Annotated in this window: 7 protein-coding genes; all 7 read left to right on the top strand. The window is 69.6% G+C overall.

What is annotated here, in order from left to right:
- Positions 1 to 278 precede the first annotated feature (278 nt).
- The 7 genes from rplK to ACFYPH_RS30215 all read left to right on the top strand — a co-directional run bounded on the left by rplK (position 279) and on the right by ACFYPH_RS30215 (position 8456).
- Positions 279 to 710 carry a 50S ribosomal protein L11 gene (gene rplK, locus ACFYPH_RS30245; RefSeq protein WP_007465329.1) on the top strand — a complete coding sequence of 144 codons (432 nt, stop codon included), beginning with the start codon at positions 279 to 281 and terminating at the stop codon, positions 708 to 710.
- Between the two features lie 78 nt (positions 711 to 788).
- Entirely contained in the window at positions 789 to 1505 is a 717-nt protein-coding gene (gene rplA / locus ACFYPH_RS30240) for a 50S ribosomal protein L1 (RefSeq protein ID WP_234583444.1), read from the top strand.
- Between the two features lie 81 nt (positions 1506 to 1586).
- On the top strand, positions 1587 to 2441 hold the full coding sequence (locus tag ACFYPH_RS30235) for an ATP-binding cassette domain-containing protein (RefSeq protein ID WP_387186481.1): 855 nt from the start codon (positions 1587 to 1589) through the stop codon (positions 2439 to 2441).
- Positions 2438 to 3127, top strand: coding sequence for a hypothetical protein (locus tag ACFYPH_RS30230; protein WP_354863131.1), 690 nt, complete (start codon positions 2438 to 2440; stop codon positions 3125 to 3127). The genes ACFYPH_RS30235 and ACFYPH_RS30230 overlap by 4 nt, the downstream gene beginning before the upstream one ends.
- Before the next feature lie 339 nt (positions 3128 to 3466).
- Positions 3467 to 4015 carry a 50S ribosomal protein L10 gene (gene rplJ, locus ACFYPH_RS30225; protein WP_354863129.1) on the top strand — a complete coding sequence of 183 codons (549 nt, stop codon included), beginning with the start codon at positions 3467 to 3469 and terminating at the stop codon, positions 4013 to 4015.
- Between the two features lie 52 nt (positions 4016 to 4067).
- Entirely contained in the window at positions 4068 to 4451 is a 384-nt protein-coding gene (rplL, locus tag ACFYPH_RS30220) for a 50S ribosomal protein L7/L12 (RefSeq protein ID WP_354863127.1), read from the top strand.
- A 573-nt stretch (positions 4452 to 5024) separates the two neighbouring features.
- The gene (locus ACFYPH_RS30215; RefSeq protein WP_354863125.1) at positions 5025 to 8456 is read left to right on the top strand and encodes a DNA-directed RNA polymerase subunit beta; all 3432 of its coding nucleotides are present in this window, start codon (positions 5025 to 5027) and stop codon (positions 8454 to 8456) included.
- Positions 8457 to 8591: the final 135 nt, after the last annotated feature.

Raw genomic sequence — 8591 nt, 5'->3', positions numbered from 1 at the left:
CCCCACCCCATGACCTACTGGGGGTGGGTGTGGTTCTGCGGGGGGTCGCCCCGGGTGGCGCAAAACAACCCCCTGGCCCAAAATATCGGCGGGGCGGGGGGGGGGGGGCCCGCCCCCCCCCCGACGTCGGCGTACGCCCTCCCGCTCGACCTCGGCGGACGAGCGGGCTGCGGCCTGCGCTACTCTTGAACGTCGCCGCTGTCGCACCGCGCTGACCGTGCGCGTCCCCGAGGGCGGCGACGGCCGCATTTTCCCAGCTCCAAGCCCCAGGAAGTGACATGCCTCCGAAGAAGAAGCTCGTCAAGACGTTCACGCTTCAGCTGCCGGCGGGCCAGGCCACGCCGGCGCCGCCGGTCGGCCCCGCGCTCGGCCAGCACGGCGTGAACATCATGGAGTTCTGCAAGTCCTACAACGCGCAGACCGAGTCCCAGCGGGGCGACATCGTCCCCGCCGAGATCAGCGTGTTCGAGGACCGGTCCTTCAGCTTCGTGCTGAAGACCCCGCCTGCCGCCCGGCTGCTGATCAAGGCCGCCGGTGTGCAGAAGGGCTCGGGCGTCCCGCAGGCCGAGAAGGTCGGCTCGGTGAGCCGCGCCCAGCTGCGTGAGATCGCCGAGAAGAAGATGGCCGACCTCAACGCCAATGACCTGGACCAGGCCGAGAAGATCATCGCCGGCACCGCCCGGTCGATGGGCATCACCGTCAGCGACTGACGTTCGGCCTCGCCGACGACCCGACCGTGGGAGGGCCCGCGCCGAGCGGCCCGCCAGAGACCACAGGAGTAATCAGCAATGCAGCGCAGCAAGAGCTACCGCAAGGCCGCCGACGTCATCGACCGGTCGAAGCTCTACACCCCCTCCGAGGCCGTGAAGCTGGCCAAGGAGACCACCAACGTCAAGTTCGACGCCACGGTCGAGGTCGCCATGCGCCTCGGCGTCGACCCCCGCAAGGCGGACCAGATGGTCCGCGGCACGGTCAACCTGCCGCACGGCACCGGTAAGACCGCCCGCGTGATCGTGTTCGCCGGTGGCGCGAAGGCCGAAGAGGCCGCCGCGGCGGGTGCGGACGAGGTGGGCACCGACGAGCTGGTCGCCCGCATCCAGGGTGGTTGGCTCGACTTCGACGCGGCGATCGCCACGCCGGACCAGATGGCCAAGATCGGCCGGATCGCGCGGATCCTGGGCCCGCGCGGTCTCATGCCGAACCCGAAGACCGGCACGGTGACCATGGACGTCACCAAGGCGGTGCAGGACATCAAGGGCGGCAAGATCACCTTCCGGGTGGACAAGCACTCCAACCTGCACCTGATCATCGGCAAGGCCTCCTTCACGGAGACCCAGCTGGTGGACAACTACGCCGCGGTGCTCGACGAGGTGCTGCGCGCCAAGCCGTCCGCGGCTAAGGGCAAGTACCTCCGCAAGGTCATCCTCACCACCACCATGGGCCCGGGTGTCCCGGTCGACCCGAACCTGGTGAAGAACCTCCGTGAGGACCAGGCCGAGGCCTGAGCCGACAGTTCGCTCGTACCGGGGCGCCGCCACGATCGCGGCGGCGCCCCGGCGCGTCTGTGGTGTGGCAAGCTCGATCGCATGCGGCTGGAGAACGTCTGGTTGCGGTATCACCGGCGTGGTCCGTGGGTGCTGCGGGGCGTGGACGTGCGGATCGGCCCGGGTGAGGTCGCGGTCGTCCTGGGCCGCAACGGGGTGGGCAAGTCCACGCTGCTCCAGGTGGCCGCCGGGGTGCTGCGGCCGGGCCGGGGTCGGGTCGTCGACCGGCCAGCCCGGGTGGGCTGGGTCCCGGAGCGTTTCCCGGCCGACCAGCCCTTCACCGTCTCCCGTTACCTGACCAGCATGGCCCGCGTTGCCGGGTTGGGGCGGTCGGCCGCCGACGAGGCGGTGACAACCTGGACGCAGCGGCTCGGCCTGGGCGCGTTCAGCTCGGTGCGGCTTCCGGAGCTGTCCAAGGGCACCGCGCAGAAGGTGGGTCTCGCCCAGGCCATGCTGCGACCGCCCGGCCTGCTGGTGCTCGACGAGCCGTGGGAGGGCCTCGACGCCGCGACCCGCGAGCTGGTTCCCGAGCTGATCGACGAGGTGCTGGCCGACGGCGGGACGGTCCTGGTCAGCGACCACCGCGGGGAAACGGTCCGGCTGCCGGGCGCGCGCCGCTGGTCGGTGGCCGCCGGCTCGCTGACCGAGGAGACCGCGTCGACCGACGAGGAGGCCATCGCGGTGGTCGAGGTAGCGGTGCCGGCCGCGCGGGTCGCCAGCACCGTCGCACGGTTGCGCGCCGAGGGCCACCAGATTCTTCGGGTACGCGCCGACACCTCCATCACCGCACCGCAGGCCGGGCCTGCGGCTGCACCGCTGCGGCCGGCCGGTGAACCGGCTCTCGACCAGCCCGAGGGCGTGGACGCGGTCGAGCAGGCAGCGGGGGAGGCCCGGTGAGCGCCCTGGTGCGGATGCGGCTGGCGGGTTTCCTGCGGACCGGTCGGGCGTTGGCGCCGTTGCTCGCGGGTCTCGTCGTGCTCGGCACGCTCTACGGCGGCGGCCGGTCCCAGCCGGCGGAGGCGTACGGCGTCTCGGCCGTGGTGCTCTTCCCGGTGCTCGCCTGGCAGACCAAGATCCTGCTGGACATCGAGCCGGACGTGCAGCGCCGGCTCGCCCAGGTGACGGTCGGGGTGGCCCGGGAGCGCCTGGCCGGGCTCCTGGCGGCCGGCGTGGCGGCGCTGGTCGCGGTGGCGGTCGCGCTGCTCTTCCCCTGGTTGGTGGGCGGGGTCACCGGCCCGGTCGAGCCGGGGGACCGGTCGGTGCCGGTCGGCATCGCGCTGGGACTGTGGGCGCACCTGCTGGCCGTACCCGCGGCGGTCGCCCTCGGGGCGCTGGCCAGCCGGGCGTCGGTGGGCGGTGCCGCGTACGGCGTGGCGGTGCTGGCCCTCGGCGGTGTCGGCGCGGTGGCGCTCGGTCTGCGCGGTTCGGTGGCGCCCTGGCTGGTGCCGCCGATCATGGCCACCGCGCGGACGACCGCGGGTGACGCCGCCGCGCTGACCCTGCTCGGGCTCACGCTCTGGGCGTCGGCGTGGAGCGCGGCGGTCACCGCCGGCTATTTGTGGCGGCGGCGGGCCCAGGGCTGACCAGCGACGCTGCCCGTGACCCGGCTCACCGGGGGCGATTTGGCGCTGGTGGTGCGGGCGCGTACTCTTCAACCGTCATCCGTGTTTCCATGGATGAGGAACCACCCAGAGACCGCTGGTCACCGTGCTCCGGCACGGTCGAAGGTCCCGCGACAACGGGCGACCCGCGTAGGGCGGCAAGCGTAACTCGGCAGTGAGCATGGTCCGCCGACCGTGACGATCCGCCGGCCCTCGCCCCGTGCGCCCTGCGCCGGGGCTTTTCGTTGTCGTGCTGCCTCCGCCCCCGCTCCGGCTTCGGCCGTGTCGGGGACCAGCCTCGAGTAACGAGAGAGGAGGGACATGGCGGACAAGCCGATCCGGGCCGACAAGGCCACGGCCGTCGCTGAGCTGACCGAGAGCTTCCGCAACGCGGGCGCCACCGTGCTGACCGAGTACCGCGGTCTGACGGTTTCCCAGCTCACCCAGCTGCGGCGCTCGCTCGGCGCCGAGACCAGCTACACGGTCGCGAAGAACACGCTGGCGAAGCGTGCCGCGACGGACGCGGGCATCAACGGCCTCGACGAGCTGTTCACCGGTCCTACCGCGCTGACTTTCGTTTCGGGCGACGTCGTCGAGGCGGCGAAGGGGCTTCGCGACTTCGCGAAGGCCAACCCGAAGCTCGTCATCAAGGGCGGTGTCTTCGAGGGCAGGGCCATTTCCGCGGCCGAGGTCACGAAGCTCGCCGACCTGGAGTCCCGCGAGGTGCTGCTGGCCAGGATGGCCGGCGCGATGAAGGGCAACCTGAGCAAGGCCGCGGCCCTGTTCCAGGCACCGCTCTCCAAGGCCGCCCGCGCGGCGGCCGCCCTTGCGGACAAGAAGCGCGAGCAGGAGGGCGCCGAGGCGGCCTGAGGCCGCGCGGCGCACCCACGTTCTTAGACAACCTTTAGAAAGGACGCCAGACATGGCGAAGCTCAGCACCGACGAGCTGCTCGACGCGTTCAAGGAGATGACGCTGATCGAGCTCTCCGAGTTCGTGAAGCAGTTCGAGGACACCTTCGAGGTCACCGCCGCCGCTCCGGTCGCGGTTGCCGCCCCCGGTGGCGCCCCGGCCGCCGCCGAGGCCGAGCCGGAGAAGGACGAGTTCGACGTCGTCCTCGAGGCTGACGGTGGCAAGAAGATCCAGGTCATCAAGGTCGTGCGCGAGCTGACCGGCCTGGGCCTCAAGGAGGCCAAGGACGCGGTCGAGTCCGCGCCGAAGGCCATCCTGGAGAAGGTCAACAAGGAGACCGCCGAGAAGGCGAAGGCGAAGCTCGAGGGTGAGGGCGCCAAGGTCACCCTCAAGTGACCTGACGTTCCACCTGCGCGTGCCCGGCCCAGTGAGCCGGGACACGATCGCGTCGCGGCGGGCGGTGATCCGACACGGATCGCTGCCCGCCGTGTTTCGTGGATCCAGCGACAACCGTCCTGAGCTGGGCGTCGATGGTCGATGCCGGACCACCGGACGAGGGGCCCCGGTCGCCCTCAGGTGGGAAAGAACCGACGACCCGGATACCGGCCCTTGACGCGGCCCCGGCCTGCCAGGCACGCTGAACACCAGCAAGACACCGCGCTTGCGACGGCCACGACGTGGGTAATGACAGCGGCGGCACCAGCGGCCGCGGCAACCCGAGCGGCCCAGTGGGGACGTTGCGTTCTGAGCGGCCCGGCAGACCCCGGTTTACGGGGGCCGAGGCGCGTTCCGCGAACGACCTGCGGGGTGGGCTGGACAGCGGTTAGCCTCTCGGCTACACTGCTAGTTTGCGCTGCCTTCCGACTTGACCCCTGCTCGGAAATGTCCGTTTACGGATATTTCTGGTGGGGTCATTGGAGTGCACGCGTACCAGCCGTTCTGCAGCACCGGTCCTCGGAAGGACGCATCTTGGCAGCTTCCCGCCCTGCGAAGACCAGTCGTACGTCGAGCGCATTCGCTCCCCGCCGAGTTTCATTCGGCAGGATCACCGAACACCTCGAGGTCCCCAACCTCCTTGCCATCCAAAACGAGTCCTTCGACTGGCTCGTCGGCAACGAGGCTTGGCAGGGCCGGTCGGCGGACGACCCGCACGCACGCTCGGGTCTCGCGGAGATCCTTGAAGAGATCAGTCCCATTGAGGACTTCTCCGGCACCATGTCACTCTCCTTCTCGGCGCCGCGCTTCGACGAGGTCAAGGCCTCGATCGAGGAGTGCAAGGAGAAGGACCTGACCTACTGCGCTCCGCTCTTCGTGACCGCGGAGTTCACCAACAACACCACTGGCGAGATCAAGAGCCAGACGGTGTTCATGGGTGACTTCCCGATGATGACGCCCAAGGGCACCTTCGTCATCAACGGCACCGAGCGCGTCGTGGTCAGCCAGCTCGTCCGGTCTCCGGGCGTGTACTTCTCCAAGGAGCCGGACAAGACCTCCGACCGCGACCTCTCCAGCGTCAAGGTCATCCCGAGTCGGGGTGCCTGGCTGGAGTTCGACATCGACAAGCGCGACACGGTCGGCGTACGCATCGACCGCAAGCGTCGGCAGGCCGTCACGGTCCTGCTCAAGGCCATCGGATGGTCGGCCGAGCGGATCCGTGAGCGGTTCGGCTGGTCCGAGCTGATGATGACCACGCTCGAGAAGGACCACATCGCCGGCGCCGACGAGGCCCTGCTCGACATCTACCGCAAGCTGCGCCCTGGCGAGCCGCCGACGCGCGAGAACGCCCAGACCCTGCTCGACAACCTCTTCTTCAACCCGAAGAGGTACGACGTCGCCAAGGTCGGGCGCTACAAGTTCAACAAGAAGCTCGAAGTCGACGTGCCGATCACCACCGGCACGCTGACCGAGGACGACATCGTCGCCACCGTGGAGTACCTGTGCCGGCTGCACGCCGGTGAGGACGGCTACGAGGCCGACGACATCGACCACTTCGGCAACCGTCGCCTGCGCACCGTGGGTGAGCTGATCCAGAACCAGGTTCGGGTCGGCCTCTCCCGCATGGAGCGGGTCGTCCGCGAGCGGATGACCACGCAGGACGTCGAGGCGATCACCCCGCAGACCCTGATCAACATCCGCCCGGTGGTGGCGGCGATCAAGGAGTTCTTCGGTACGTCGCAGCTGTCCCAGTTCATGGACCAGACCAACCCGCTGGCGGGCCTGACCCACCGGCGTCGGCTGAGCGCGCTCGGCCCGGGTGGTCTGTCCCGGGAGCGGGCCGGCTTCGAGGTCCGCGACGTGCACCCGTCCCACTACGGCCGGATGTGCCCGATCGAGACGCCGGAAGGCCCGAACATCGGCCTGATCGGCGCGCTGTCCACCTTCGCCCGGGTCAACCCGTTCGGCTTCATCGAGACGCCGTACCGGAAGGTCGTGGAGGGTCGGGTCACCGACCAGATCGACTACCTGACCGCGGACGAGGAGGACCGGTTCGTCAAGGCCCAGGCCAACGCGCGGCTGAAGGCGGACGGCACGTTCGCCGAGGAGCGGGTGCTCTGCCGTCGTAAGGGCGGCGAGACCGAGGACGTCGTCCCCGGTGCCGTCGACTACATGGACGTCTCGCCCCGGCAGATGACCTCGGTCGCGACCGCCATGATCCCGTTCCTCGAGCACGACGACGCCAACCGGGCACTGATGGGCGCGAACATGCAGCGCCAGGCGGTGCCGCTGGTCAAGGCCGAGGCGCCGCTCGTGGGTACGGGCATGGAGTACCGTGCCGCGGTCGACGCTGGCGACGTGGTGGTCGCCGAGGTCGGCGGTGTGATCGAGGATCTCTGCGCCGACTACGTCACCATCCACCAGGATGACGGCCACCGCCGGACGTACCTGCTGCACAAGTTCCGCCGCTCCAACGCCGGCTCCTGCGTCAACCAGAAGCCGGTGGTCTTCGAGGGCGACCGCGTCGAGGCCGGTCAGGTCATCGCCGACGGTCCGTGCACCGACGAGGGCGAGATGGCGCTCGGACGCAACCTGCTGGTGGCGTTCATGTGCTGGGAGGGCCACAACTACGAGGACGCGATCATCCTGTCGCAGCGCCTCGTGCAGCAGGACGTGCTCACCTCGATCCACATCGAGGAGCACGAGGTCGACGCCCGGGACACCAAGCTCGGTCCGGAGGAGATCACCCGCGACATCCCGAACGTCAGCGAGGAAATGCTCGCTGACCTCGACGAGCGCGGCATCATCCGGATCGGCGCCGAGGTCGTCCCCGGTGACATCCTGGTCGGCAAGGTCACGCCCAAGGGTGAGACCGAGCTGACCCCGGAGGAGCGGCTGCTCCGCGCGATCTTCGGTGAGAAGGCGCGTGAGGTTCGGGACACCTCGCTGAAGGTGCCGCACGGCGAGACCGGCACGGTCATCGGTGTGCGCACGTTCTCCCGCGAGGACGGCGACGAGTTGCCGCCGGGCGTCAACGAGCTGGTCCGGGTCTACGTCGCCCAGAAGCGCAAGATCCAGGACGGCGACAAGCTCGCCGGCCGGCACGGCAACAAGGGCGTCATCTCGAAGATCCTGCCGATCGAGGACATGCCGTTCCTGGAGGACGGCACCCCGGTCGACATCGTGCTCAACCCGCTCGGCGTGCCGAGCCGGATGAACATCGGCCAGGTTCTGGAGACCCACCTCGGTTGGGTCGCCAAGACCGGGTGGAAGGTCGAGGGTGACGACGCCGACTGGAAGCGCCAGCTCCGCTCGATCGACGCGCACGAGTCCGAGGGTGACACCAACGTGGCCACCCCGGTCTTCGACGGTGCCCGCGAGGAGGAGATCTCCGGTCTGCTCGAGTCGACCCTGCCCAACCGGGACGGCAAGCAGCTGATCGGGCGTACCGGCAAGGCGCAGCTGTTCGACGGTCGTTCCGGCGAGCCGCTGCCGGACCCGATCGCGGTCGGCTACGTCTACATCCTGAAGCTCAACCACCTGGTCGACGACAAGATCCACGCTCGTTCGACCGGCCCGTACTCGATGATCACGCAGCAGCCGCTGGGTGGTAAGGCGCAGTTCGGTGGTCAGCGTTTCGGTGAGATGGAGTGCTGGGCGATGCAGGCGTACGGCGCTGCCTACGCCCTGCAGGAGCTGCTCACGATCAAGTCCGACGACGTGCTCGGCCGCGTGAAGGTCTACGAGGCCATCGTCAAGGGCGAGAACATCCCGGAGCCGGGCATCCCGGAGTCGTTCAAGGTGCTGCTCAAGGAGCTGCAGTCGCTGTGCCTCAACGTTGAGGTGCTCTCCAGCGACGGTGTGGCCCTGGAAATGCGCGAGACCGACGACGAGGTGTTCCGGGCCGCCGAGGAGCTGGGCATCGACCTGTCCCGGCGCGAGCCGAGCTCGGTCGAAGAGGTCTGAGGTGAGCGGTCGGGGGGGGGGGGGGGGGCCCCCCCCCCCCCCCCCCCCGGGAGAGTTAAGTAGAGCCCCCAAGCGGGCGCGTTGTGGGGGGGGGCCTCATATTTGGGGGGAGGCGGGGTGTGGGGCGCCCCCCCC

Origin of the sequence: Micromonospora sp. NPDC005252 (assembly GCF_042872475.1) — a bacterium.
Classification (GTDB): Bacteria; Actinomycetota; Actinomycetes; order Mycobacteriales; family Micromonosporaceae; genus Micromonospora.
The sequence above is the reverse complement of the archived record's forward strand: the minus strand, read 5'-3'. Positions and strand labels throughout refer to the sequence as shown.